The sequence below is a fragment of the Candidimonas nitroreducens genome (genome assembly GCF_002209565.1).
GTDB classification, from domain to species: domain Bacteria; phylum Pseudomonadota; class Gammaproteobacteria; order Burkholderiales; family Burkholderiaceae_B; genus Candidimonas; species Candidimonas nitroreducens.
This window is the reverse complement of sequence record NZ_NJIH01000004.1, coordinates 162,324-187,688: the sequence shown is the minus strand read 5'-3', so window position 1 is coordinate 187,688 and position 25,365 is coordinate 162,324. Positions and strand designations below refer to the sequence as shown.

Here is a 25,365-nt window from a genome sequence, read left to right as displayed (position 1 = left end):
ACCAGAGATCCGTAATGAGCTACCAGAACTTCATTGCCAACCGCTGGGTGTCAGCCCTCAGCGGCGAAACCCTGCCGGTGATCGATCCTTCCGACGGGCAGCCCTTCGACATCATGGCGCGTTCCGGCGCGGCCGATATCGATGCCGCCGTGGCCGCCGCCCGCGCCGCGCGTGAAGGTGCCTGGGGCCGCATGGCGCCGGCTCAGCGCAGCCGCCTGCTGCTGCGCCTGGCAAGCGCGCTGCTCGACCAGCAGGAACACCTGGCGCAGCTCGAATCGCGCGACACCGGCAAGCCGCTCAAGCAGGGCCGCGCCGACGCCGCGGCCGTCGCCCGCTATTTCGAGTTCTACGGCGGCGCCGCCGACAAGCTGCACGGCGCCACTTTGCCCAGCGCGCAGGACTACACCGTATTGACCGTGCGCGAGCCGCATGGCGTCACGGGCCACATCATTCCGTGGAACTATCCCTTGCAGATCTTCGGCCGCAGTGTCGGCGCTGCGCTGGCGGTGGGCAATGCCTGCGTCGTCAAGCCTGCCGAGGACGCCTGCATCTCGCTGCTGGAAGTGGCGCGCATCGCCCAGGAAGTCGGGCTGCCCGACGGTGCGCTGAACATATGTACCGGCCTGGGTGCCGAAGCCGGTGCGGCCCTGGCGGCGCACCCCGGCATCGACCACATTTCGTTCACGGGTTCGCCGCAGACGGGCATGCAGGTGGCGCAGGCCGCCGCGGCGCATTTCGCGCCCGTCACGCTGGAACTGGGCGGCAAGTCGCCGCAAATCGTGTTCGCCGACGCCGACATCGACGCCGCACTGCCGGTGTTACTCAGTGCCATCGTGCAGAACGCCGGCCAGACCTGCTCGGCCGGCAGCCGCCTGCTGGTGCAGCGTCCGCTGTATTCCACGCTGATGGATCGCCTGGCCGAGCTGTTTGCCTGCACTCGCACCGGCCCGGCCTCGGAAAACCTGGACTGCGGGCCGCTGATCAGCGCCCGCCAGCTCGAGCGCGTGCGCGGCTATCTGGAACTGGCCGACCGCGACGGCATCCAGGTCGCGGCGCGCGGCACCTTGCTGGAATCTGCGCCGGCCGCGGGCTTCTACCAGCCGCCGGTGCTGCTGACGCACGTGCCCGCCGAGCACCGGCTGGGGCAGGAAGAAATCTTCGGCCCGGTGCTGGCCGCCATTCCCTTCGAGCACGAGGCCGACGCGGTGCGCCTGGCCAATGGCACGCGCTACGGCCTGGTGGCCGGCGTCTGGACGCAGGACGGCGCGCGCCAGCTGCGCCTGGCGCACAAGCTGCGTTCGGGCCAGGTGTTCGTCAATAACTACGGCGCCGGCGGCGGCGTCGAGCTGCCCTTCGGCGGCACCGGCCAGTCGGGCTACGGGCGCGAGAAGGGTTTCGAGGCCCTGTACGGCTTCACCACGCTCAAGACCATTGCCATCAAGCATTGAATGGAATAACGGCAGGAGAACAGAACATGCGTCTTGCAGGTAAAGTCGCCATCGTCACAGGCGCGGGCTCGGGGTTCGGCGCAGGCATTGCCCAGACCTTTGCGCGCGAAGGCGCACGCGTGATGGTGGCCGATATTCACGAAGAACACGGCCGGGCCGTTACCGAGCAGATCCGCGCGGCCGGCGGCCAGGCGCATTTCGTTGCGGCCAACGTGGCTGACGGCGCCAGCGTCGAAGCCATGCTGCGGGCCACGCTGGACGCCTACGGCGAGCTGCATTGCGTGGTCAACAATGCCGGCACCACGCACCGCAACAAGCCGCTGCTGGAAATCACCGAGCAGGAATTCGACAAGGTGTTCAGCGTCAACGTCAAGAGCATCTACTGGACGGCCCGGCACATGGTTCCCTATTTCCGCCAGCAGGGCGGCGGCTGCTTCGTCAACATTGCTTCGACGGCGGCCGTCCGCCCGCGGCCCGGCCTGGTCTGGTACAACAGCACCAAAGGCGCCGTGGTCACCGCCAGCAAGGCCATGGCCGCCGAGCTCGGCAAGGACAATATCCGCGTCAATTGCGTCAACCCGGTCATCGGCGCCACCGGCCTGGTGGAAGATTTCATGGGCATGCCCGACACGCCCGCCAACCGCGAGCGCTTCCTGGCCGGCATCCCCCTGGGCCGCTTTTCCACCCCGCAGGACATCGCCAACGCGGCGCTGTACTTCGCGTCGGACGAAGCCTCTTTCGTCACAGGCGCCTGCCTGGAGGTCGACGGCGGCCGCTGCGTGTAAAGGATTTGCCGCAGTGGCGGCAGGCGCATTGCTGCGGCGATGTTGCGATAAACGCATGTGGCGGCGTTGCGGGACTGTGTGGTGGCACCTGCATGGTGGTAACTGTGCTGCGGCGACTGCGTAGCGGCGACGGTGTGATGGCAACTGTCTGGCGGCGTTTATGGGATGGCGGGGCGTGCTCAACGCTTCCGCCGGTGTGTACAAGCTAAAGATCTGAAGGGAAAATCATGCCTGCTGTTCTAGGTTCAGCCGCGGCGCCGCTGGTGCGCCGCCATCCCGACGAATTGCTGGTCGGGCTGGTGTCGGTGTCCGACCGCGCATCCAGCGGCGTCTACCAGGACGAGGGCCTGCCGGCCTTGCAGGGCTGGCTCGAGTCGGCGCTGGTGGGATCCTGCCAGTGCGCCACGCGCCTGATTCCGGACGAGCGGCCGCTGATCGCCGCCACGCTGGTCGAACTGGTCGACAGCGTCGGCTGCGACCTGGTCTTGACCACCGGCGGCACCGGCCCGGCGCGGCGCGACGTGACCCCCGAGGCCACGCTGGACGTGGCCACCCGCGAAATGCCGGGCTTTGGCGAGCAGATGCGCCAGATCAGCCTGCGTTTCGTGCCCACCGCCATCCTCTCGCGCCAGGTGGCGGTGATCCGCGACACCGGCAGCCACGCGGCGCTGATCATCAACCTGCCGGGCCAGCCCAAGGCCGTCCGGGAGACCCTGGAAGGCCTCAAGGACGAGGCCGGCAAGCCTTTGGTGCCGGGTATATTCGCGGCGGTGCCGTACTGCATAGACCTGATCGGCGGCCCGTATATCGAGACGCGTCCGGAAGTGCTCAAGGCCTTCCGGCCCAAGTCGGCGCGGCGCTAGGCCGGCACGGCGTAGCTGGCGACGCCCTGTGCGCCTGGCGTAAGCCTTGGCTTGAGCCTTATTGAATCGGGCGGCGGGTATACAACGCCACAGCGCCCGGCAGCGGGGCGCGGACTCCGGCCTGGTATCCAGTCGTAACCCAAGGGCCCGGCGCCGAGCAGCGAATCCCGTTCCCCCGTAAAATGGCGGCTATTCCCGTTCAATCAGTATTCAGGAGGTGCCGTCATGGCCCTGGTATCCATGCGTCAGCTGCTCGATCATGCGGCGGAGCACGGCTATGGTATTCCCGCGTTCAACGTCAATAACCTCGAGCAGGTTCAGGCTATCATGGAAGCGGCCGATGAAACCAACAGCCCGGTCATCATGCAGGCCTCGGCAGGCGCCCGCAAGTACGCCGGCGAAGGCTTCTTGAAGTACCTGATCCAGGCGGCGGTGGAATCCTACCCGCACATCCCGGTGGTCATGCACCAAGACCACGGCCAGTCCCCGGTCGTGTGCAAGGGCGCCATCGAGCTGGGCTTCTCCAGTGTGATGATGGACGGCTCGCTCAAGGAAGACGGCAAGACCATCGCCGACTATGAATACAACCTCGGCGTCACCGGCAAGGTGGTGGACATGGCCCACAAGCTGGGCGTCACGGTCGAGGGCGAGCTGGGCTGCCTGGGCTCGCTCGAAACCATGAAGGGCGACAAGGAAGACGGCCACGGCGCCGAGGGCACCATGACCCGCGAACAGCTGTTGACCGACCCCGAGCAGGCCGCCGATTTCGTGCGCCATACCCAGCTCGACGCGCTGGCCATCGCCATCGGCACCAGCCACGGCGCCTACAAGTTCACGCGCAAGCCCACCGGCGACATCCTGTCGATCTCGCGCATCAAGGAAATCCACCGGCGCCTGCCCAATACGCACCTGGTGATGCACGGCAGCTCCAGCGTGCCTCAAGATTTGCTGGCCGAGATCCGCGAATTCGGCGGCGACATGAAGGAAACCTACGGCGTGCCCGTCGAGGAAATTCAGGAAGCCATCAAGTTCGGCGTGCGCAAGGTCAACATCGACACCGACATCCGCCTGGCGATGACGGGCGCGATCCGCCGCTTCATGGCCGAAAGCCCCGCCAAGTTCGACCCGCGCGAATACCTCAAGCCGGCGCGCCAGGCTGCCAAGCTGGTCTGCAAGCAGCGCTACGAGCAGTTCGGCACCGCCGGCAACGCCAGCAAGATCCAACCCGTGCCGCTGTCCGACATGGCGCAGCGCTACGCCTCGGGCAAGCTGGCCCAGGTGGTGCAGTAAGCAAAAGCCGCCCCGTCGGGATCGGCGCGGCCCCGCGGGCTGTGCCGGGCCTGGCGAGTCCAATATTTTCAGCGCCCGACGCAGGTCGGGCGCGGCGCTTTCATTCCAAGGACATATCGTGGTGCAGGCTCTCCATCAATCGACGATCGAATCCCTACCTTTGCTGGGCCGCGGCAAGGTGCGCGACATGTACGCGGTGGGCGACGACAAGCTGCTCATCGTGGCCTCCGACCGCATCTCGGCCTTCGACGTCATACTCGACGACCCCATCCCCGGCAAGGGGCAGGTGCTGACCGCGCTGACCGAGTTCTGGCTGGGCCGGCTGGGCCACGTGCTGCCCAACCATTCCACCGGCATCGCGCCCGAAGACGTCGTCGCCCCGGGCGAGCGCGACCAGGTGCGCGGCCGCGCCATGGTGGTCAAGCGGCTCAAGCCGATACTGGTCGAGGCCGTGGCGCGCGGCTACCTGATAGGTTCCGGCTGGAAAGACTATCAGGCCAGCGGCGCCATCTGCGGCGTCGCGCTGCCGGCGGGCCTGCGCCAGGCCGCACGGCTGCCCGAACCCATCTTCACCCCCGCCGCCAAGGCGGAATTCGGCACCCATGACGAGAACGTCGACTTCGACCACGTGGTACGCGAAGTCGGCGCCGAACTGGCCGGCCGCATCCGCGACATCACGCTGGCGTTGTACGGCGAAGCCGCCGAATACGCCCGCGGCAAGGGCATCATCATCGCCGACACCAAGTTCGAGTTCGGCCTGGACGAGCAGGGCGGCCTGTACCTGATGGACGAAGTGCTGACGCCCGACTCCTCGCGCTTCTGGCCGGCCGACCAATATGCCGAAGGCATCAGCCCGCCGTCGTTCGACAAGCAGTTCGTGCGCGACTGGCTCGAGACACAGACCTGGGACAAGACGCCGCCGGCGCCGCGCCTGCCGGCCGACGTACTGGAAAAGACCGCCGCCAAGTACCGCGAGGCGATGACGCGCCTGATCGGCGCATGACCGGAGGCACGCATGGCTGAATTCACTATCGATACTCCCACTGCCGTTTCCGCCAGTCCGCTGGTGGGCGTGATCATGGGCTCGTCCAGCGACTGGGAGGTCATGCAGCACGCGGCGGCCATACTGGAAGAGTTCGGCGTGCCGCACGAATTGCGAGTGGTGTCCGCCCACCGCATGCCGCAGCAAATGGCCGAATACGGCTCCGGCGCGGCCGGCCGCGGCCTGCGCGCCATCATCGCCGGCGCCGGCGGTGCGGCGCACCTGCCCGGCATGGTGGCCGCCTTCACGCCGGTGCCCGTCTACGGCGTGCCGGTGCCTTCCAAGTACCTGCGCGGCGAAGATTCTTTGTATTCCATCGTGCAGATGCCCAAGGGCGTGCCGGTGGCCACCTTCGCCATCGGCGAGGCCGGCGCCGCCAACGCCGCGCTGCACGTGGTGGCCTGCCTGGCCACTACCGATGCCGGGCTGCGCCGCAAGCTGGAAGAATTCCGCGCGCGCCAGACCCAGGCGGCGCAAGCCATGACCGTGCCTCCGCACGTGACGCTATGACATATCCTTTGATTGCGCCCGGCAACTGGCTGGGCATGGTGGGTGGCGGGCAGCTCGGACGCATGTTCTGCCAGGCCGCGCAAAGCCTGGGCTACAAGGTGGCGGTGCTGGATCCGGCCGAGGGCAGTCCTGCCGGGGTCGTGGCCGACCTGCACATCCGTGCGGCCTACGACGATCCGGCCGGGCTGGCGCAGCTGGGTGCACGCTGCCAGGCAGTGTCCACCGAATTCGAAAATGTTCCGGCGCAAAGCCTCGATGCCTTGGCGCGCGATGCGCGCGTCGCCCCGGCCGGGTCGGCCGTGGCCATCGTGCAGGATCGGATCCGCGAGAAGGCCTTCATAGCCGGCGCCGGCGTGCCCTTGGCGCCGTATGCCGAGATCCATGGCGCCGCGGATATCGATGCGGCCGCCCCCGAGCTGTTCCCCGGCATTCTCAAGGCGGCCCGCCTGGGCTACGACGGCAAAGGCCAGGCGCGGGTCGCCAGCAGGCAAGAGGCGCGGCAAGCCTACGCCGATCTCGGCGGCGTCGCCTGCGTGCTCGAGGCCCTGATGCCGCTGCGGGCCGAATTGTCGGTGGTGCTGGCGCGCGGCTACGACGGCCGCTGCGCGGTGTATCCCTCGGCCTGGAACGAACACCGCGAGGGCATATTGGCGGTGTCCACCGTGCCCACGCAGCTCGACGCGCAGCAGGCCGAGCTGCAGCGCAATGCCGCGCAGGCCGCGCAGGTCATCGCCGAGGGGCTCGACTACCACGGCGTGCTGTGCGTGGAATTCTTCGTGCTGCAGGACGGCCGGCTGCTGGCCAACGAGATCGCGCCGCGTCCCCACAACAGCGGCCACTACACCATGAATGCCTGCGTCACCAGCCAGTTCGAGCAGCAGGCCCGCGTCATGGCCGGCCTGCCCCTGGGCAGCACCGACAGTCTTTGCCCGGCCATCATGCTGAACATCCTGGGCGACGTCTGGTTCGACCCGGCCGGCGGCGCGCGCCGCGAGCCCGACTGGGCGGCGGTGCTGGCCGTGCCCGGCGCCTCGCTGCACCTGTACGGCAAGGCCGAGGCGCGGCGCGGCCGCAAGATGGGGCACGTCAACGTGGTCGCGCCTACGCTGGACTCGGTACGCCAAGCGGCCGCCGACGTGGCCGCGGCCTTGAACATTCCTTTTGATCGTGCCGAGTAGCAGCGGGCGCGGCATGAGCGATACCGACATGAGCCATGCCCTGGACGCCGCCGCGCGGCGGCTGGCCGAGGGCGGCCTGGTGGCCTTCCCCACCGAGACCGTGTATGGGCTGGGGGGCGACGCCGAGAACCCCGAGGCCATCGCGCGCATCTACGCCGCCAAGGGCCGGCCGTCCAGCCATCCCGTGATCGTGCACGTGGCGCCCGAGGCCGACTTGTCGTATTGGGCCCGCGAAATTCCGGCGCAGGCGCGCGCCCTGATACAGGCATTCTGGCCCGGCCCGCTGACCCTGATCCTGCCGCGCGCCGCGCACGTGCCGGCCGCCGTCAGCGGCGGCCAGGACAGCGTCGGCCTGCGCTGTCCTTCGCATCCCGTGGCCCAGGCGCTGCTGCGCCGTTTCGCCGCGCTCAAGCCGGGCGGCCAGGGTGGGGTGGCCGGCCCGTCGGCCAACAAGTTCGGCCAGGTCTCGCCCACGCGCGCCGAGCACGTGCGGGCGGAATTCGCAGAACTGGGCCCCGATCGCCTGCTGGTGCTGGAAGGCGGCCCTGCGGAAGTCGGCATCGAATCCACCATCGTCGATCTGTCGCGCCTGGCGCAGGGAGTCGGGCCGGTGCTGTTGCGCCCGGGCCATATATCCGCGGCGCAAATGGCCGAAGTGCTGGGAGAACCCATCGGCAGCCCCGATGCCGCGGCGCCGCGCGTGTCGGGGTCGCTGAAGGCGCACTATGCGCCGCGTACGCCGCTGCGGCTGGTGGCCACGGCCGACCTGGATCGCTGCCTGCAAGTCTGTGCCGATGGCGGCACCAAGGTCGCGGCGGTGGTATTCGATGCCGCGGCGCATGCCGCGCGCCCGCAAGTCGACTGGCACGGCGCCTCCCAGGATCCCGCCGCTTACGCCCGGGATCTGTACGCGCTGCTGCGCCGCCTCGATGAAGGCGGCTACGATTGCATCGTGCTCGAGCGCCCGCCGTCCCTGCCGGCCTGGCGCGCGGTCAACGACCGTATCGGCCGGGCCGCCGCGGCGTTCGAGTGACGCGAATCGGCGGCTGAAGCGGCCTGGCGCAGCCTCGAGGAGTCCCATGGAAAATCGCCACATGCGCTACTTCCTGGCGGTAGCGGATCTGGGCAGCCTGACCAAGGCGGCCGAGTACCTGGATGTGTCGCAGCCGGCCCTGACGCAGGTCATCAACAAGCTGGAGCGCGACCTCGGCGTGCAGCTGCTGGTGCGTTCGCGCGCCGGGGCGGATCTGACTGCCGCCGGCCTGGCGATCATCGACGACATGCGCGAGAGCCTGGCTCGCGCCGATGCGGCCGCGCTGCGCGCCAAGGCGGTGGCCGCGGGGCTGGCCGGCCGGCTGACCATAGGCTTCGTCACGCTGGCCACGCACACCGTGCTGCCGCGAGCCCTGTGCGCGTTCCGCGCGCGGCGCCCGGGGGTAGAGATCGTGCTGCGCGAAATGGGCAATCTGTCGCAGGCTCAGGCGCTGGCGCACGGCACCATCGACGTCGCGCTGCTGCACACACCGGTGTCGCTGACGGGGCGCATGCGCGAAAAAGTCGTCAGCCGCGAGCCCATGGTGGCGGTGGTTCCCGCCAGCCTTTCGATAGGGCGCGACGGCAAGGTCAGCCTGGCGGAGATCGCCCGCGCCGGGCTGATCTGGTTTCCCGAGCGCAACCTGCCGTTTCTGCGCATGCGCATATTGGCGGCGATGCGCAGGGCCGGAGGCGAAGGGCGCGTGGTGCAGGAGGTCGAGCGTTCCACTACGGCGCTGGCTTGCGTGGCGGCCGGCCTGGGCGTCTGCCTGCTGCCGGCCTCCGTGCGGCGTGTCCTGCACCAGGACGTGCGGGTGCTGGACATCAGCGATGGCGCGGATCTGCCGCGCTTCGAAATACGCATGGCCTGGGCGCCGCAGTTGCGGCCGTCCCTGGCGTCCGAGTTCGCGGCGCTGCTGGACGCGGTCTGAGCCGGTTTGCCGCCGCAGCGCCAATTCTATAAGTAATCCTTATGGAATATGGCCTGACAGCTTTTATATGATGGAGCGTCGAGACCCATAAAATCAAAGAGCCCGATCCGTACCAGGAATCGGGTATTCGATTTTCACGGAGGCTCGCTATCTCTACCGCTACAACTACCCGCAATGCCGCCGGCGCGCCCGCCGATCTGCTTGAAAGCCTCGATGCGGGCGGCCAGCGATATCATTTCATCAGCCTGCGCGCCGCGCAGCGGGCCGGGCTGATCCAGGCATTTCGCCTGCCGGTCACTCTGCGCATTCTCCTGGAGAACAGTCTGCGCTGCCGCGAGCCGGGCGACGAACACGATCTGCAGGCGCTGCGCGACTGGCTGGTGCAGGGATCCAGCGACCAGGAAATCAGCTTCCATCCCGCCCGGGTGCTGATGCCCGATGCATCGGGCATTCCCCTGCTGGGCGACCTGGCTGCCATGCGCGAGGCAGTAAGCGCCGCCGGCGGCGACCCGGCCCACGTGAATCCGATGATTCCCGTGGACGTGGTCGTCGACCATTCCTGCATCACCGAGTACGCGGGCAGCGACCAGGCCTACGACCTGAACCTGGCGCTGGAATACCGCCGCAACGCCGAGCGCTATACCTTTCTCAAATGGGCGCAGGGTTCGTTCGCCAATCTGCGGGTGATTCCGCCATCGATGGGCATTGCCCACCAAGTGAATGTGGAACACCTGGCCCGTGTCGTCTGGACGGGCCCCGGGGCCGGTGGCCGAGCCATGGCGTATCCCGACACGCTGGTCGGCCTGGACAGCCATACGCCCATGGTCAACGGCATCGGCGTCCTGGGCTGGGGCGTGGGCGGCATCGAAGCTGGCGCGGCCATGCTGGGGCAGCCGATTTCCATGCTGCTGCCCGAAGTAGTGGGCTGCCGCATCACCGGCAGGCCGCAGGCGGGCGTGACCAGCACCGACATCGTGCTCACGCTTACCGAAGCGCTGCGCCGGCGCAAGCTGGTCGGCAAGTTCGTCGAATACTACGGCGACGGCCTGGATCACTTGCCCCTGTCGCACCGCGCCACCATATCCAATATGGCCCCGGAATCGGGCGCCACCATGTGCTTCTTCCCGGTCGACCAGGCCACGATCGATTATTTGCAGGCCACCGGCCGCAGCGCTGAGCAGATCGAGCTGGTGCGCGCCTATGCCCATGCACAGGGCCTGTGGCGTCCTGCCGACGGCGAGGCGATCGTCTACAGCGAGCGCATGGAATTCGACCTGGGCGCGGTGCGCCCGTCGATGGCCGGCCCGAGCCGCCCGCAGGATCGCGTCGACCTGGGCGGCGCGCCGCAGCGTTTTGCCGAGGCCTATGCCGAACGGCTGCAGGGCTGGCAGCCGCCCACAGAGCCGCTGCGCGCCGATGTCCCCGATGCGCCGCCGCGCCACTTGCAGCACGGCGACATCGTGCTGGCGGCCATTACCAGCTGCACCAATACCTCCAATCCGCAGGCCATGGTGGGGGCCGGACTGCTGGCGCGCAAGCTGCGCCAGCGGGGCGTCGGCGTCCGGCCCTGGGTCAAGACTTCGCTGGCGCCCGGCTCGCGAGTGGTCATGGACTACCTGGAGGCGGCGGGGCTCAAACAGGATCTGGACGCGCTGGGCTTCCAACTGGTGGGCTATGGCTGCATGACTTGCGCCGGCGCGTCGGGGCCGTTGGCGCCGGAGGTGGCCGCGCAGATCGAAGAATCGGATCTGGTGGTGGCTTCCGTGCTGTCGGGCAACCGCAATTTCGAGGGCCGCACGCATGCGCTGGTGCGCGCCAACTTCCTGTGCTCGCCGGCGCTGGTCGTGGCTTATGCTTGCGCCGGATCCATAGGCATCGACTTGACGCGCATGCCGCTGGCGCTCGGCCGCGACGGCAGGCCGGTGTGGCTGTCCGAGGTCTGGCCGGACGAGGCCGAGATCGAGACGGTGATGCGCGAGCACATCAGCGCCACGCTGTACCGGCGCCGCTATGCCGATTCCGACCGCGGCGAGCAGCGCTGGCAGGCCCTGCAGGCGCCGCGCGGCATGCATTACGACTGGGACGAGCACAGCACCTATATCCGCAGGCCGCCGTATTTCGAGCTCGACAATGGCGAGCCCGGCATCGGCCAGGGCGATATTGTCGGCGCGCGGCCGCTGGCCCTGCTGGGCGACAGCATCACCACCGACCATATTTCCCCCGTGCATGCCATCCGCTCCGGCACCGTGGCGGGCGATTACCTGGCCGGACTGGGGGTCGAGCCGGCCGACTTCAACACGCTGCTGACGCGGCGCGGCAATCACGAAGTCATGATGCGGGGCACTTTTGACAACCCACGCCTGCGCAACGCCATGGCCGGTGGGCGCGAGGGCGGCTGGACGCGCCACGAGCCCGATGGCGGGATCCTGCCCGTCTACCAGGCCGCCGAACGCTACCGCGCCGAGGGCGTGCCGCTGGTGGTAGTGGCGGGCGGCGAATACGGCACCGGCTCGTCGCGCGACTGGGCTGCCAAGGGCACGCGCCTGCTGGGCGTGCGCGCGGTGATCGCCGAGTCTTTCGAGCGTATCCATCGTTCCAACCTGGTGGGCATGGGGGTGCTGCCGCTGCAGCTGCCGCCCGGCACTCGCGCCGCCGATCTCGGGCTGGACGGCAGCGAGACCTTTACCGTCACCGGGCCCTGGGCCTCGCTGCAACCGCGCCAGGCGCTGTCTTGCGAAATCCGCCGCGACAACGGAGAATCGACCTGTATAGAACTGATATGCCGGCTCGACATTCCGCGTGAAATTGCCTGGTACCGCGCCGGCGGCATCCTGCCTTACGTTGCCGGCGTGCTGGTGTCCGCCGGCGCGCCGGCGGCCTCCGCTTGATGCCCGGGTTGGCCGGATCATCGGTTTTAGCCCGGCGCCTGCGAGATCAGGCGCGGTTCCGGCACCGGAATACGCGCCGGGCGGGCGGCTGGGCGTGCCGCCGCTGGGCGAACCGATACAGGGTTTGAATACGTCCGCAGGCTGGCAACGGGAGGGCCTGGCGGACGCTACATGCAGTCTCTCATTATCCAAAACTCAGGAGAAGAATATGCAAAGAAGAAAGATGCTGAAGACCTTGGTCGCGGCCGGGGTAGCGGCCGGGCTCGCTCCGCTGGGCGCCCAGGCCGCGGCCTGGCCCGATCGGCCCGTTACCATTGTCGTGCCGTTCTCGCCGGGCGGCGGGATCGACCTGATCACGCGCGTCTTCGCTAAGCAGATAGGCAAAGACCTGCACCAGAGCATCATCGTCGAGAACCGGCCCGGCGCCGGCGGCGTGGTGGGTTCGGCGCACGTGGCGCGCGCCAAACCCGACGGCTATACCTTCCTGGTGGCGGGCAACGGCATCGTCACCAACAGCCAGATACGCTCCGATCAGCCCTATAAAGACGACCAGCTCACACCCGTGGGCCTGATGGGCGTGGCGCCTTCCGTCATCGTCACCAATCCTTCCAATCCCGCGCATGGCTTGAAGGAATTCGTCGCCAACGCCAAGAAGAACCACGTCAGCCGCATCACTTTCTCGCGCGCGGGCGTGGGCAGCACACCGGACTTCGTCGGCGCCATGGTCAAGCAGGAAACCGGCCTGCCGATCCAGATGATTTCGTATAAAAGCGGCTCGGAAGGCGTCGCGGCCGTCATCGGCGGCCAGGTCGACATGACGTCCGAGGCCAGTATCGTGACCCTGCCGCTGGTCAAGGGCGGCAAGCTCAAGGCGCTGGCCACCACCTGGGGCGGCCGCCTGGCCAGCGCGCCGGACATTCCGACCGCAGCCGAAGAAGGCTTCCCCAACATCCGCATCGGCCACTGGGAAGGGATGTTCGCGCCCACCGGCACGCCGGCTGACATCCTCGACAAAATGAATGCGGCCATTCTGAAGGCGGCCAAGGCCCCCGAGGTGCTGGATACCCTGAAGAAGACCAGCATCGAGCCGGGCGATTTCAACCGTGCCCAGTTCACCAAGTTCACCCAAGACGAATACACGCGTCTGGGCAAGGTGGTCAAGGCGGGGCACATGCACGCGGAATAAGCCAGATGGCCTGCCGGAGGCAGGCCATCTGCGTTCGCTGCGTTCGCTGCGTTCGCTTGTGCGCGTTGCCGCGTAATATGCCGTCCCGGGAATGGGCCGCCCTGTGGCCTTGCGCAGGGCGCGGCGGGGCCTTACCCGCCCAGCCCGCCGACGAATTCCCGCATGGCAGCGATCAGCTTTTCCGGCTGGTCTTTGTGCGGCGAATGCCGGCAGTCGGGCAGTATGCTCAGGCGTGCCTGCGGCGCCAGGCGCTGGATGCCGCGGATCTGTTCCAGGGTGCCGTATTCGTCGTCTTCACCCTGCACGGCCAGTATCGGGCAGCGGATCTTGTCCAGGTATGCTTCGATGTTCCAGGCGCGGAAGGCCGGATCCAGCCAGATGTGGTTCCAGCCCCAGAAGGCCGAATCGGGTACCTGGTGGTAGCGGCCCAGCTTGGCCGGCAGATCGGTGTTCAGATACGCTTGGCGCGCCTGTTCGATGCTGGACACCGAAATGTCCTCGACGAAGATGTGCGGCGCCGCGACGACGATGGCGCGCGGGGCGTCGGGGTACATGGCCGCATACAGCAGGGCGATGGAACCGCCGTCGCTGTGGCCGAACAATATGGGTTTTTCGTCTGCCAGGCCCAGGGCCGCGAACAGCGCGGGCAGCACTTCTTCGGCCTGGGCATGCATATAGCTGACCGGCCAGCGCTCGGCCTCGGGGCGCGGCGTGCTCGAACCATAGCCGTAGCGCGAGAACACCAGGCCGCGGCAGCCCAGCGCGGCGCAGGCGCGGGCGGGGAAGTCTTTCCACATCGACACCGAGCCCAGCCCCTCGTGCAGGAACACCAGTAGCGGCGCGGCCGCATCCGCGGCGGCGATCCATTGGTACTCGATGCTCAGTTCGCGGCCCAGTGCGCGGATGCGCACGTGCTCGCTGCGGCTGGCGGTGGCGGGAACGGCGGTTGCGGTCATGCTTGGGTTTCCATCTGGCGCAGGCGGAAGCGCTGGATCTTGCCTGTCGCGGTTTTCGGCAGTTCTTCAGTGAAATGGATCTGGCGCGGGTACTTGAACGGCGCCAGGCTGTGCTTGACGTGGGCCTGCAGCGCGGCCTTGACGGCGTCGCCGCCATCCTGGCCCGGGCGCAACACCACGTAGGCCACGGTCTTGACCAGGCCCTGCGCGTCCGCCACGCCGATGACGGCGGCTTCCAGCACGGCCTCGTGCTGCACCAGCACGTTCTCGACCTCGATGGGCGAGACGTACTGGCCGCTGACCTTGATCATGTCGTCGCTGCGGCCGGCATAAGTATAGTAGCCCTGCTCATCGCATATATATTTGTCGCCGCTCTTGAGCCATTCGCCCAGGAAAGTGGCGCGTGTCTTGTCGCGATTGTTCCAGTACATCAGGGCGGCGCTGGGCCCCTTGATGTACAGGTCGCCGATGCTGCCGGTGGCCACGGGCGCGCCCAGCTCGTCGCGCAGCTGCACCTCGTAGCCGGGCACGGGCTTGCCGGTGGTGCCGTAATGCAGGTCGTCGCTGCGGTTGGAAAGAAAGATGTGCAGCATTTCGGTCGAGCCGATGCCGTCCAGGATGTAGCAGCCGAATTGTGCCGTGTAGCGCTCGCCCAGCTCTTTGGGCAGGGCCTCGCCGGCCGAGGCGCAGACCCGCATCGCCACTTGTTCGCGCGTGGGCAGGTCGGGCGCGGCCAGCATGCTGGCGTACAGCGTGGGCACGCCGCAGAACACCGTGGGCTGGAATTCCACCAGTTTCTCGAACACTGCCTGCGGGGTCGGCCGGCCGCGCAGCAGCACCACGGTGGCGCCCACCGCCAGCGGGAAGCTGAGCGCATTGCCCAGGCCATAGGCGAAGAACAGCTTGGCCGCCGAGAACACCACGTCGCTTTCGCGCACACCCAACACGGGCTTGCCGTAGAGTTCTACCGTATACCAGAGGTTGCCGTGCGAGTGCACCACGCCCTTGGGCTGGCCGGTAGAGCCTGACGAGTACAGCCAGAAGGCGATCTCGTCGGCATGGGTATCGGCGGCCCGCACCGGCTGCGCGGCCTGTACGCGGCTTTCGAAATCGATACAGGGCGCCTGCAGGGCTTCGGTGGGTTCCGAGACGACGATGTGCTTGACCTCGTGCGGGCCGCGCTGCAGCGCCTCGCGCAGGATCGGCAGCAGCGAGCCCGACACGAACACCGCCTGGCTGCGGCTGTGCGCCAGCATATAGGCGTAGTCGTCGGCCGTCAGCAGGGTATTGACGGCCACCGGCACGACCCCGGCGTGCAGGGCGCCCAGGAAGGCGACCGGCCAGTCGACGGTGTCGTGCATCAGCAGCAGGGCGCGTTCTTCGCGCCGCAGGCCCAGCTCCTGCAACAGGCCGGCAAAGCGCGCGCTGCGCTCGGCCAGCTCGCCGTAGCTCAGGGTGCGCTGGCCGTCTATATAGGCCGGTTTGGCGGCGCGCACGGCGTTGACTTCGCTCAGGTACTGGGCGAAATTGAGTAGGCGTGGGCAGGAATTCATGTGTGTCTCGCTCGATCGGAATGGATGGAAATATGAGTAGTGCGGCTGCGGCGCGAGGCAAGGCGAGTGCACTGCGAGGGCACGTGCTGTCTTGCGCCGCGCCCCCTTACTGTTGTGCGCGGCGGGTGAATTCGATGGCGCCTTCGGGCAGCAGGTACAGTACCAGCGCGCTGCCGCCGCTGACCGTGGGCCGGTGGGCCGTGTCGGGGCCGTAGACCAGCCAGCCGGCCGGGTGCCCGTCGAATTCGGCCTGCTGGTCCAGGGGCATGATGAGGTCGATCTCGCCGTTGGGATGACGATGGTGCGGGCCGGCAACATCTTGCATCTGCGCCACGTCGACCGAACAGCCGCCCAGCTCGGGCGCGGCTTCCAGCACGCGGCCGTAGCGGATGCCGCCGTGCTCGTGCGGGCACATCCAGCCCGCCGCGATGCCGTCCCTACAGGACTGCATGATCTGCCGATAGGCCTCACCGTGGGCCGGATAGCGCTGGTTCAGTTCGCGCTGCAGTTCGGCGTCGAGGCTGCGCCCGCCGACGCTGGCGGCAATAGGCGCGATCAGGCCGCGGAACTGTGCTTCGGTGCTGCTCATGGCCAGGGCTCCTGTGCTGTAATGGCTGCTGCGCAAGGCGGCGTGGCCCCGGGAGGGGCGTGCGGCTTGCGGCGCAATGTGTGGGTAAGTGTCAAGAAGAATCTTGCAGCTGGACTGCAAATTAGGGCTTTTCATTGAAAGTGTCAAGCACTATAATGCATGTTAATCGAATTATTAGGGTAATTCAGGGTGAAAAATAAAGCACTCGAGCGCCAGGCGGCGGAAGTCCCCGAGGCCATGGACGGCACCAAGGAACCCTATCTGGTGGCATTGGGCGAGCGCGTGCGCCGCCTGCGGGCGATGCGCGGCATGACGCGCAAGGCGCTGGCGCAAAGCGCCGGGGTGTCCGAACGCCACCTGGCCAATCTGGAAGGCGGCATCGGCAATGTGTCCATCCTGCTGCTGCAGCAGATCGCCCAGGCCTTTCATTGCCCGATCGCCGAGCTGGTGGGCGATGTCACCACTTCCAGCCCCGAATGGCTGCTGATCCGCGAACTGCTCGAGCATCGCTCCGAAAGCGAGCTGCAGCGGGCGCGCGAGACGCTGGCCGAGCTCTACGACGGGCATGCGGCGGCGGGGCGCCGCAACAAACTGCAGCAAATCGCCCTGATCGGGCTGCGCGGCGCCGGCAAGTCCACGCTGGGCCGCATGCTGGCTCAAGACCTGGGCTATGCCTTTGTCGAGCTCAGTGCCGAGATCGAGCGCGTGGCCGGCTGCGGCATTCTCGAAATCCATAGTCTTTACGGCCCCAGCGCCTACCGGCGCTACGAAAAGCGAGCGCTGGAAGAGTCGCTGCAGCTGTATCCCGAAATGGTGCTGGCCACCCCCGGCGGCCTGGTGTCCGAGCCTGCCGCCCTGAACCAACTGTTGGCACATTGCTATACGGTATGGGTGCAGGCCACGCCCGAAGAGCACATGGCGCGTGTCATGGCGCAGGGCGATTTCCGCCCCATGGCCGGTAATAACGAAGCCATGTCCGACCTCAAGCGCATCCTGGCCAGCCGCGAGGCCTTTTATTCCAAGGCGGATTTCTCCTGCTCCACCAGCCACCAGAGCCTGCAGGAATGCTTCCAGGCGCTGCGCACCCATATCCGGCAGGAGGCCGGGCTGCCTGTATAGAGGGAACTAGGGTGTTGGGGCATAGCTGCCGCTGGCTGCGGCTGTAGATCGCGTGATTGGCGCGACCGGCGCCGCCGGCGCGGGAACCAAGCAGGGGAAGCGGGCGGACAGTAAAGCAAGTGCAGTAGCGCGTGTGCGGCAGTGGCGGTGGCAGTGACAGGGCAGTGACAGGGCAGTGACAGGGCAGTGACAGGGCAGTGACAGGGCAGTGGCGGGGCGCTGCCCAGGGCAGTGATGGCGTCGGAAAACAGGACAGCGGCAGTGCGGCGGCGTCCTCTCCGGAAAGAAAAATGAATTTTTTTGCATTTTTCTTTGACAGTGGAAAAATAGTGCATTATTATGCATCCCATCACTCGCCATGAATTATTATTCATCCAGACTACAGGAGCCGCTCATGAGCGATCTTTCCGCCGCGGTCGATTTCCGCACTCATCCCGATCTCTACAAGCACTGGAAGCTGTCCTTCGACGGCGCGGTGGCGACTTTGGCCATGGATGTGGCGGAAGACGGCGGCCTGCGTCCCGGCTACAAGCTCAAGCTGAATTCCTATGACCTGGGTGTGGATATCGAGCTGCACGACGCGCTGCAGCGCATCCGCTTCGAACACCCCGAGGTGCGCACCGTGGTCGTCACCAGCCTGAAAGACCGCGTCTTCTGTTCGGGCGCCAATATCTTCATGCTGGGCCTGTCCTCGCATTCCTGGAAGGTCAACTTCTGCAAATTCACCAACGAAACCCGCAATGGCATCGAAGACTCCAGCCGCCATAGCGGGCTGAAGTTCGTGGCGGCCCTGAATGGTGCCTGCGCGGGCGGCGGCTACGAACTGGCGCTGGCCTGCGACGAGATCCTGCTGATCGACGACCGCTCTTCGGCGGTGGCGCTGCCGGAAGTGCCCCTGCTGGGCGTGCTGCCCGGTACCGGCGGGCTGACCCGCGTCACCGACAAGCGCAAGGTGCGCCACGACCATGCCGACATCTTCTGCACCCTGGTCGAGGGCGTGCGCGGCCAGCGCGCCAAAGACTGGCGCCTGGTCGATGCCATCATCAAGCCGGCGCAATTCGCCGATGGCGTGAAGCAGCGCGCGCAGGATCTGGCCGCCGGCAGCGACCGGCCGGCCGACGCCCGCGGTGTCGAACTCACGCCGCTGCAGCGCACCGCCGGCGCCGACGGCCTGGCCTACAAATATGTGGAAGTGCGCATCGACCGCGACAAGCGCCTGGCCGAGTGGACGGTGCGCGCGCCCGAGGCGCCGGTGGCTGCCGACATCGACGCCATCCTGGCCCAGGGTGCGGAGTGGTGGCCGCTGCGCATGGTGCGCGAACTGGACGACGCCATCCTGCACATGCGTACCAATGAACTCGATATCGGCACCTGGGTGATACGCACCGCTGGCGACGCCGAGCAAGTGCTGGCGGCCGACGCCGTCCTGCAGAAATTCGCCGACCACTGGTTCGTGCGCGAAACCACAGGCATGCTGCGCCGTACCCTGGCGCGCCTGGACGTGACCTCGCGTTCCCTGTATGCGCTGATCGAGCCGGGTTCGTGCTTCGTCGGCACGCTGCTCGAGCTGGCCCTGGCCTGCGACCGCTCTTATATGCTCGACGACGACGAAGCCGCAGAGCCGGCGACGATCGCGCTGGACGAAGCCAATTTCGGCTACTACCCCATGGTCAACGGCCAGAGCCGCATCCAGCGCCGCTACTATGACGAAGCGCCGGCCATCGAGGCGGTGCGCGGCGCCGCCGGCGCCCCCATCAGTGCGGCCGCGGCGCAAGATCTGGGGCTGGTCACCTATGCGCTCGATGCCCTGGACTGGGACGACGAGGTTCGCCTGGCCCTGGAAGAGCGCCGCGCCCTGTCGCCCGATGCGCTGACCGGGCTGGAGGCCAATCTGCGCTTCGGCGGCGTGGAAACCATGGAGACCCGGGTGTTCGGGCGCCTGACCGCTTGGCAAAACTGGATTTTCTATCGACCCAATGCATCGGGAGAAAAGGGCGCCCTGAAGCTGTACGGCAAGGGCGAGCAGGCCAGTTTCGACTGGAATCGAGTCTGACGACGCGGCCGCCTGCCGCAATCATGCGGCGCGCCGGCAAGTGCCGCGCACCGCGCAAGCATTCTGCCGATTCCAGCGCCAGCGCTGCATCGGCCAGGTATATAGATTAGATAGAGCCACAGGGCTTTTCCATCGAGGAGTTCCAGATATGTCCGGCATCAACTATTCCGAGAAGATCCCCAACAACGTCAACCTGTCCGGCGACCGTACGCTGCAGCGTGCGCTCGAGCACTGGCAGCCCAACTACCTGCAATGGTGGCGGGACATGGGCCCCGAAGGCGCGCAGAACTTCGACGTTTATCTGCGCACCGCGGTCAGCGTGCAGCCCGACGGCTGGGCGCATTTCGACTACGTGAAAATGCCCGAGTACCGCTGGGGCATTTTCCTGGCGCCGCAAGACGGCGAACGCAAGATCCACTTCGGCGAGCAACTGGGCCGCGAGGCCTGGCAGGAAGCGCCGGGCGAGCACCGCGCCAACCTGCGCCGCATCATCGTCACGCAGGGCGACACCGAGCCCGCTTCGGTCGAGCAACAGCGCCACCTGGGCCTGACCGCGCCTTCGCTGTACGACCTGCGCAACCTGTTCCAGGTCAATGTCGAGGAAGGGCGGCACCTGTGGGCCATGGTCTACCTGCTGCACCGCTATTTCGGCCGCGACGGGCGCGAAGAGGCCGATGCCCTGCTGCAGCGCAATTCCGGCGACCAGGACAGCCCGCGCATTCTCGGCGCCTTCAACGAGAAGACGCCCGACTGGCTGGCCTTCTACATGTTCACGTATTTCACCGACCGCGACGGCAAGTTCCAGCTCAGCGCCCTGTCCGAGTCGGGCTTCGACCCCCTGGCGCGCACCACCAAGTTCATGCTGACTGAAGAAGCCCACCATATGTTCGTGGGCGAGTCGGGCGTGTCGCGTGTGCTGCAGCGTACCTGCCAGGTCATGAACGAGCTCAAGACCGAAGACCCGGCCACGCTGCGCGCCGCCGGCGTCATCGACCTGCCGACCATCCAGCGCTACCTGAATTTCCATTACAGCGTCACCATCGACCTGTTCGGTGCCGACCAGTCGTCCAATGCCGCCATCTTCTACAGCTCGGGGCTGAAGGGCCGCTACGAAGAGGGCAAGCGCAGCGACGACCACCAGCTGAAGAACGACACCTATCGCGTGCTGGAAGTGGCCGACGGCAAGTTGCGCGAGATCGAGGTGCCCATGCTCAATGCGCTGAACGAAGTGCTGCGCGACGACTTCATCCGCGACTCGATGGCCGGCGTGGGCCGCTGGAACCGCGTCATGGAAAAAAGCGGCGTCGCCTTCCGCCTGCAAGTGCCGCACAAGGCCTTCAACCGCAAGATCGGCGCGCTGGCCGGCATCCGCGTGGCGCCCGACGGCACCGTGCTGAGCGAAGACCAGTGGCGCGCCAACCAGGATTCCTGGCTGCCCACCGAGGGCGACCGCGCCTTCGTCGCCTCGCTGATGGGGCGTGTCGCCGAGCCGGGCAAGTTCGCCAACTGGATCGCGCCGCCGCCCATAGGCATCAACCGCCAGCCCATCGATTTCGAATACGTGCGTTTCAACTGAAGTCTCTTCGGCGTTCCGGCCGGACTGCGCGCGGCGGCTTCGTCCGCGGCGCGGCCGCCCGGCCCGAATCCCAGGCCTCGGCACCAGGAGTTCCGTCATGACAGCCCCCATCCCCTCCAGCATCATCAAGCAGCATCTGATCGATCCTGAAATCTGCATACGCTGCAATACCTGCGAGGAAACCTGTCCGATCGATGCCATCACCCACGATTCCAACAACTACGTGGTGAACCCCGAGGTCTGCCAAAGCTGCATGGCCTGTGTGCCGCCGTGCCCGACCGGCGCCATCGACAACTGGCTGAAGGTGCTGTCCGACCAGACCTACAGCATGGATGAGCAATTCGGCTGGATGGAACTTCCGGCCCAGCAAGATCTGCCCGAACCCGCGGCCGAACCCGCGGGCGCGCAGCAGCCAGTGGCGGCGCCGGCCGTGGCCGCCGAGGCGCAGGAAGACCCCAATGCCGACCTGGACGGCCTGCCGTCGACCTCGGCCGGGGCCAGCGTGCCGCCCTGGTCGGCCGCGCACCCCTATCTCAATCTGTACACCCACAAGAACCCGGTGACGGCTACCGTCGTAGGCAATTACCGCGTCACCGACGACGACACCGAAAGCGACATCCACCACATCGTGCTGGACTTCGGCGAGCAGCCTTTCCCCGTGCTGGAGGGCCAGTCGGTCGCCATCTTCCCGCCCGGCACCGATGCGTCCGGCCGGCCCTATCATGCGCGCCAATACTCGATCGCCAGCCCGCGCGACGGCGAGCGGCCGCGCTATAACAACCTGTCGCTGACGGTCAAGCGCGTAACCACCGACTACGACGGCAAGCCGACGCAGGGCGTGTGCTCGAACTACCTGTGCGACCTGAAGAAGAACGACACGGTCAAGGTCATAGGCCCCTTCGGCAATACCTTCCTGATGCCCAACCAGGCCGACTCGAACCTGATCATGATCTGCACCGGCACCGGCTCGGCCCCCATGCGCGCCATGACCGAACGCTGCCGCCGCCTGACCAAAGAGCAGAACTTCAAGGGCCGGCTGATGCTGTTCTTCGGCGCGCGCACCGAGCGCGAACTGCCGTATTTCGGCCCCTTGATGAACCTGGCCAAGGAATTCATCGACATCAACCTGGCCCTGTCGCGCGCGCCCGGCCAGCCCAAGCGCTACGTGCAGGACTTGATACGCGAGCGCGCCACCGACGTGATGGGGCTGCTGGAAGACGGCAAGACCTGCATCTACGTCTGCGGCCTCAAGGGCATGGAAGACGGCGTCATCGACGCCCTGCAACACGTGGTCTCACAGGCCGGCGGCGACTGGGCCGAAGTCCACGCCCAGCTCAAGACCCAGGGGCGGCTGCATTTCGAGACTTATTGATTGGGCTTAGCCGGACGCGAGCAATTTCTTCACCTTCGTATGGAAGGTGGGCAGATCCTGTCTGATTGTCTGCCAGACGATTTCCATGTCTACCTTGAAGTAGCCATGGGCTACGGCATTGCGCATCTGGTAGGCGAAGGCCAGCGGCAAGTCGGGGTGCGCTGCGGCGAACTCCGGATAGCGTGCTTCGATGCCGTGGCTGGCTTCGCCGACAATTTCCAGGTTGCGCAGTACAGCGTCCTGGATCAGCTTGTTTTGGAGAAACCTGGCGGTGCTCAGCCCTGACGTATATTCGTCAATGCGTTCTATCGCTTCCAGAATGTGAGCGAGATAGTCTGGCAGCCGGGCAGTGTCGGATAGGCTCACAGGTTCACCCTCCCGTGGCTGCTCCACATCCCGCGCTTGGTGACTCCCGTGGGCAGCCGCCGGGCGAGCTCATATCGGGACGGCCTCGGCCAGCACGACATGCCTGAATTTTTCCGGCAGGGCGTTGGGCGTAACGACGTCGACCGGCACCCCGAGTAGTTGCAACAATTCGTGCCGAATCGCGCCTATGTCGAATAGGGTGGTTTCGGGCGTGGGGTCGACGAGGATGTCCAGGTCGCTGGCTTCGGTATCATTGCCATGGGCGGCGGAACCAAAGATGCGCGCATTATGCGCACGGTGCGCTTCCACGATGCGTCTGATCTCGGTTCTGTGCGTATCGAGGGCTTGTGAGGGTTTCATGTTGTGTCTGTCCACAAACGAGCACTGACCACGGTACTGCCATTGATTCTACACTCTATTCACGCTATTAGCGGGTGGGCTATTGCACCGAGACCGCTGGGTCGAGGGTGCGGCTCTGTTCCCATCCATTACGCCAATGGGCGTTACACTGGAGCCAGCCGATGCCTGCCTGTTGTAGCCCCGCGGCCGACCGGGGAACGCTGAGCAGGCATCGAATTTTTCCGCACACCGATTCCAATAGGTCTGACATGAAATTCAGCGAATTCCAAGCCGGCATGGTCATCAAGCATCCGCCCGTCGTCGTGGACGAACAGGAAATGCTCGGCTTTGCGCGCGACTACGACCCGCAATGGTTCCATACCGACGTGCAGCGCGCCGGGCAGAGCCGCTGGGGCGGCCTGATCGCCAGCGGCTGGCTGACCTGCAGCCTGGCGATGCGCATGGCCGTCGAGGCCGCCCTGACTGATTCCGAGTCCTTCGGTTCGCCCGGCGTGGAAAGGCTGCGCTGGATACTGCCGGTGCGTCCCGGCGACGCCATACGCCTCGAAGCCACGGTCAATTCCGTGCGCACATCGTCCAGCCGTGCCGATCTCGGCATCATGCGCTGGACCTGGCAGGTCTTCAACCAGCGCGACGAACAAGTGCTGGAGCTGGAAGCCACCAGCCTGTTCGATCTGGGCGAGCAGGCATAAAACCCCCGGCCCCGCCCGCTGCGGGCTTGTGGAAGGCATGGGATGCGGCCATGGATGGGCCCGGGCGGCCTCGCGGCTGCGAGGGGCCGCCTACCACGAGCCGCGATGCTCGGGCACGCGGGTGATTACCGGCAGCGAGGCGACACACAGCAGCGCGGTCGCGATGTAGATCCAGCTTTGCGTGCTGCCCGGCGTGCCGGCGTGGGAAAGAATCGCGGTGGCCGTCGAGATCGTGATGATGGAGCCGACCTGGCGGAACAGGGTGCGCAGCGCGGCGAGCGTCGATGAGTGCTCTGGCGCCAGTTGCAGGCCCGCGTTGCGGCTGGCCGGGTTCAGGGTGCCGCTGCCCGCGCCGACCAGAAAGGCTGCGGCCGCCATCCAGAGGTAGGGCGAAATGCCCGCCGGCGGATGTATGGCGAGCAGCAGCATGCCCAGGCCTATCACCGTGCCGCCTATGTACATGGGCAGGCGGTAGCCGGTGCGGCGCAATATCATGGTGCCGACGATGGACAGGACGATGGCGGCGATCCCCTGGGCGACCAGTAGGGTGCCGGAGCCGAGTGCGTCTATGCCGTAGCGGTTGGTGGCATACAGCGGAACCAGCGCCATCGAGCCCGCGATGATGCCGCCGTAGATGGTATTGATGAAGTTGACCGAGCCGAAGCCCGGCCCGTGGATCAGCTGGGGGGCGATGAAAGGATGTGTGCTGCGGTGGATATGGCGGAAGAACAGCCATAGGCCCGCGACCGCGACGATCGCCGGTGCTACAAAAGCCAGCGATGCCGGTTCCGCGTGCTTTTCGCCGAGGTAGCTGGCGGCCAGCATGGCCGCGAACAGGCCGCCGCCGAGCAGAGTGATGCCGACGATGTCCAGGCCCCGGCGTGGTTTTTTTGCTGTAGATGGGTTGCCGGCAGCGCCGGCGGGCTGCGCAGGCCGGTCGCGCGGTATATAGCGCAAGGTCATCGCCATGAGCAGCAGGCCGATAGGCACATTGACGAAGAATACGCCTCGCCAGGTCCAGTACGTCACGAACAGGCCACCGAAGATGGGCCCGATCATGGCGCCGATGGGGAAGATGCTGCCGAACAGGCTGACGGCGCGGTCGCGTGCGCTGCCGAAGTGGTCGACGACGATGCCGGTGGCCGAAGGCGTGAAACCGGCTCCGCCCGCCGCCTGCACCGCGCGCAGGGCAATCAGCAGGAAAATATCATTGGTCAGCCCGCAGCACAGCGAAGCCGCCGTGAATGCGATGATCGAGCCCAGGAACACCTTGCGGCGGCCGTAGCGTTCGCTGAGGCCGCCGCTGATCGGCAGCATCAGCACGAAGCCGAAGGAATACGCCGTGATGGTCCAGCCGACCCAGTTGATCGAGGTATGCAGCCCGAGCTGCATGGAATGCAGCGCCGTCGCGACGATGGTCGAATCCACCGATGTCATCAGCAGCGCCAGGGAAACGGTGGCGAACACCTTGCCGCGTTGTATGGGCTTGTTGTCGGTCGGGCTCGCCGGTTTGCCGGCATCGTGATGAGGGCTCATGCTACATGCTTGTCAGGCTTCGTTTCGCAAGACTGCGTG

At 66.6% G+C, this 25,365-nt stretch carries 22 protein-coding genes; 16 read left to right on the top strand and 6 right to left on the bottom strand.

The window, feature by feature from the left end:
• Positions 1–14: 14 nt before the first annotated feature.
• The 11 genes from CEY11_RS08340 to CEY11_RS08290 all read left to right on the top strand — a co-directional run bounded on the left by CEY11_RS08340 (position 15) and on the right by CEY11_RS08290 (position 13,154).
• Positions 15–1,448: an aldehyde dehydrogenase family protein gene (locus CEY11_RS08340; protein WP_088602921.1), complete on the top strand. Its 1,434-nt coding sequence runs from the start codon at positions 15–17 to the stop codon at positions 1,446–1,448.
• Positions 1,449–1,474: 26 nt separating this feature from the next.
• Positions 1,475–2,233, top strand: a complete 759-nt coding sequence (locus tag CEY11_RS08335; RefSeq protein ID WP_088602920.1) for an SDR family oxidoreductase — start codon at positions 1,475–1,477, stop codon at positions 2,231–2,233.
• Positions 2,234–2,460: 227 nt separating this feature from the next.
• On the top strand, positions 2,461–3,096 hold the full coding sequence (mog, locus tag CEY11_RS08330) for a molybdopterin adenylyltransferase (RefSeq protein ID WP_088602919.1): 636 nt from the start codon (positions 2,461–2,463) through the stop codon (positions 3,094–3,096).
• Positions 3,097–3,321: 225 nt separating this feature from the next.
• Positions 3,322–4,386, top strand: a complete 1,065-nt coding sequence (gene fba / locus CEY11_RS08325; protein WP_088602918.1) for a class II fructose-bisphosphate aldolase — start codon at positions 3,322–3,324, stop codon at positions 4,384–4,386.
• Between the two features lie 118 nt (positions 4,387–4,504).
• Complete coding sequence (locus CEY11_RS08320) at positions 4,505–5,389, top strand: phosphoribosylaminoimidazolesuccinocarboxamide synthase (protein WP_088602917.1); 885 nt, start codon at positions 4,505–4,507, stop codon at positions 5,387–5,389.
• Positions 5,390–5,401: 12 nt separating this feature from the next.
• Positions 5,402–5,938, top strand: coding sequence for a 5-(carboxyamino)imidazole ribonucleotide mutase (gene purE, locus CEY11_RS08315; RefSeq protein ID WP_233154791.1), 537 nt, complete (start codon positions 5,402–5,404; stop codon positions 5,936–5,938).
• The gene (locus CEY11_RS08310; protein ID WP_088602916.1) at positions 5,935–7,116 is read left to right on the top strand and encodes a 5-(carboxyamino)imidazole ribonucleotide synthase; all 1,182 of its coding nucleotides are present in this window, start codon (positions 5,935–5,937) and stop codon (positions 7,114–7,116) included. Before purE ends, CEY11_RS08310 begins: the two co-directional genes overlap by 4 nt.
• Before the next feature lie 13 nt (positions 7,117–7,129).
• Positions 7,130–8,149 (top strand): L-threonylcarbamoyladenylate synthase, encoded by a 1,020-nt coding sequence (locus CEY11_RS08305; protein WP_088602915.1) that lies wholly within the window; start codon positions 7,130–7,132, stop codon positions 8,147–8,149.
• 46 nt (positions 8,150–8,195) lie between these two features.
• The gene (locus CEY11_RS08300; RefSeq protein WP_088602914.1) at positions 8,196–9,080 is read left to right on the top strand and encodes a LysR family transcriptional regulator; all 885 of its coding nucleotides are present in this window, start codon (positions 8,196–8,198) and stop codon (positions 9,078–9,080) included.
• A gap of 125 nt (positions 9,081–9,205) precedes the next feature.
• Complete coding sequence (gene acnA / locus CEY11_RS08295) at positions 9,206–11,968, top strand: aconitate hydratase AcnA (protein WP_408608110.1); 2,763 nt, start codon at positions 9,206–9,208, stop codon at positions 11,966–11,968.
• Between the two features lie 208 nt (positions 11,969–12,176).
• On the top strand, positions 12,177–13,154 hold the full coding sequence (locus CEY11_RS08290; RefSeq protein ID WP_408608108.1) for a Bug family tripartite tricarboxylate transporter substrate binding protein: 978 nt from the start codon (positions 12,177–12,179) through the stop codon (positions 13,152–13,154).
• A gap of 131 nt (positions 13,155–13,285) precedes the next feature.
• On the opposite strand, the gene CEY11_RS08285 is transcribed toward CEY11_RS08290, so the two are convergent.
• From CEY11_RS08285 to CEY11_RS08275, 3 genes are all read right to left on the bottom strand, one after another.
• On the bottom strand, positions 13,286–14,110 hold the full coding sequence (locus CEY11_RS08285; RefSeq protein ID WP_088602911.1) for an alpha/beta fold hydrolase: 825 nt from the start codon (positions 14,108–14,110) through the stop codon (positions 13,286–13,288).
• The gene (locus tag CEY11_RS08280) at positions 14,107–15,663 is read right to left on the bottom strand and encodes a benzoate-CoA ligase family protein (RefSeq protein ID WP_088602910.1); all 1,557 of its coding nucleotides are present in this window, start codon (positions 15,661–15,663) and stop codon (positions 14,107–14,109) included. The genes CEY11_RS08285 and CEY11_RS08280 overlap by 4 nt, the downstream gene beginning before the upstream one ends.
• Positions 15,664–15,769: 106 nt before the next feature.
• Positions 15,770–16,252 (bottom strand): 4-hydroxylaminobenzoate lyase, encoded by a 483-nt coding sequence (locus CEY11_RS08275; RefSeq protein WP_088602909.1) that lies wholly within the window; start codon positions 16,250–16,252, stop codon positions 15,770–15,772.
• Between the two features lie 189 nt (positions 16,253–16,441).
• Here CEY11_RS08275 and CEY11_RS08270 point away from each other — a divergent pair, with 189 nt between their 5' ends.
• The 4 genes from CEY11_RS08270 to boxA all read left to right on the top strand — a co-directional run bounded on the left by CEY11_RS08270 (position 16,442) and on the right by boxA (position 22,372).
• Positions 16,442–17,371, top strand: coding sequence for a helix-turn-helix transcriptional regulator (locus CEY11_RS08270; RefSeq protein WP_269845268.1), 930 nt, complete (start codon positions 16,442–16,444; stop codon positions 17,369–17,371).
• Positions 17,372–17,765: 394 nt separating this feature from the next.
• Positions 17,766–19,424: a 2,3-epoxybenzoyl-CoA dihydrolase gene (gene boxC / locus CEY11_RS08265; RefSeq protein ID WP_088602908.1), complete on the top strand. Its 1,659-nt coding sequence runs from the start codon at positions 17,766–17,768 to the stop codon at positions 19,422–19,424.
• A gap of 148 nt (positions 19,425–19,572) precedes the next feature.
• Positions 19,573–21,000: a benzoyl-CoA 2,3-epoxidase subunit BoxB gene (boxB, locus tag CEY11_RS08260; protein ID WP_088602907.1), complete on the top strand. Its 1,428-nt coding sequence runs from the start codon at positions 19,573–19,575 to the stop codon at positions 20,998–21,000.
• Between the two features lie 97 nt (positions 21,001–21,097).
• Positions 21,098–22,372 (top strand): benzoyl-CoA 2,3-epoxidase subunit BoxA, encoded by a 1,275-nt coding sequence (gene boxA, locus CEY11_RS08255; RefSeq protein ID WP_088602906.1) that lies wholly within the window; start codon positions 21,098–21,100, stop codon positions 22,370–22,372.
• Positions 22,373–22,378: 6 nt separating this feature from the next.
• Here boxA and CEY11_RS08250 read toward each other — a convergent pair whose 3' ends face one another.
• Entirely contained in the window at positions 22,379–22,738 is a 360-nt protein-coding gene (locus CEY11_RS08250) for a HepT-like ribonuclease domain-containing protein (protein WP_233154790.1), read from the bottom strand.
• A 69-nt stretch (positions 22,739–22,807) separates the two neighbouring features.
• On the bottom strand, positions 22,808–23,098 hold the full coding sequence (locus tag CEY11_RS08245; protein ID WP_088602905.1) for a nucleotidyltransferase family protein: 291 nt from the start codon (positions 23,096–23,098) through the stop codon (positions 22,808–22,810).
• A 161-nt stretch (positions 23,099–23,259) separates the two neighbouring features.
• On the opposite strand from CEY11_RS08245, the gene CEY11_RS08240 reads away from it, so the two are divergent.
• Entirely contained in the window at positions 23,260–23,790 is a 531-nt protein-coding gene (locus CEY11_RS08240; RefSeq protein WP_332888359.1) for a MaoC family dehydratase, read from the top strand.
• Positions 23,791–23,880: 90 nt separating this feature from the next.
• Here CEY11_RS08240 and CEY11_RS08235 read toward each other — a convergent pair whose 3' ends face one another.
• Positions 23,881–25,326, bottom strand: coding sequence for an MFS transporter (locus CEY11_RS08235; protein ID WP_088602903.1), 1,446 nt, complete (start codon positions 25,324–25,326; stop codon positions 23,881–23,883).
• Positions 25,327–25,365 lie beyond the last annotated feature (39 nt).

Coding starts and splice junctions, on each gene's coding strand:
- CEY11_RS08340 (WP_088602921.1), top strand. CDS start 15: ATGAGCTACCAGAACTTCATTGCCAACCGCTGGGTGTCAGCCCTCAGC.
- CEY11_RS08335 (WP_088602920.1), top strand. CDS start 1,475: ATGCGTCTTGCAGGTAAAGTCGCCATCGTCACAGGCGCGGGCTCGGGG.
- mog (WP_088602919.1), top strand. CDS start 2,461: ATGCCTGCTGTTCTAGGTTCAGCCGCGGCGCCGCTGGTGCGCCGCCAT.
- fba (WP_088602918.1), top strand. CDS start 3,322: ATGGCCCTGGTATCCATGCGTCAGCTGCTCGATCATGCGGCGGAGCAC.
- purE (WP_233154791.1), top strand. CDS start 5,402: ATGGCTGAATTCACTATCGATACTCCCACTGCCGTTTCCGCCAGTCCG.
- CEY11_RS08310 (WP_088602916.1), top strand. CDS start 5,935: ATGACATATCCTTTGATTGCGCCCGGCAACTGGCTGGGCATGGTGGGT.
- CEY11_RS08305 (WP_088602915.1), top strand. CDS start 7,130: ATGAGCGATACCGACATGAGCCATGCCCTGGACGCCGCCGCGCGGCGG.
- CEY11_RS08300 (WP_088602914.1), top strand. CDS start 8,196: ATGGAAAATCGCCACATGCGCTACTTCCTGGCGGTAGCGGATCTGGGC.
- CEY11_RS08290 (WP_408608108.1), top strand. CDS start 12,177: ATGCAAAGAAGAAAGATGCTGAAGACCTTGGTCGCGGCCGGGGTAGCG.
- CEY11_RS08285 (WP_088602911.1), bottom strand. CDS start 14,110: ATGACCGCAACCGCCGTTCCCGCCACCGCCAGCCGCAGCGAGCACGTG.
- CEY11_RS08280 (WP_088602910.1), bottom strand. CDS start 15,663: ATGAATTCCTGCCCACGCCTACTCAATTTCGCCCAGTACCTGAGCGAA.
- CEY11_RS08275 (WP_088602909.1), bottom strand. CDS start 16,252: ATGAGCAGCACCGAAGCACAGTTCCGCGGCCTGATCGCGCCTATTGCC.
- boxC (WP_088602908.1), top strand. CDS start 17,766: ATGAGCGATCTTTCCGCCGCGGTCGATTTCCGCACTCATCCCGATCTC.
- boxB (WP_088602907.1), top strand. CDS start 19,573: ATGTCCGGCATCAACTATTCCGAGAAGATCCCCAACAACGTCAACCTG.
- boxA (WP_088602906.1), top strand. CDS start 21,098: ATGACAGCCCCCATCCCCTCCAGCATCATCAAGCAGCATCTGATCGAT.
- CEY11_RS08245 (WP_088602905.1), bottom strand. CDS start 23,098: ATGAAACCCTCACAAGCCCTCGATACGCACAGAACCGAGATCAGACGC.
- CEY11_RS08240 (WP_332888359.1), top strand. CDS start 23,260: ATGCCTGCCTGTTGTAGCCCCGCGGCCGACCGGGGAACGCTGAGCAGG.
- CEY11_RS08235 (WP_088602903.1), bottom strand. CDS start 25,326: ATGAGCCCTCATCACGATGCCGGCAAACCGGCGAGCCCGACCGACAAC.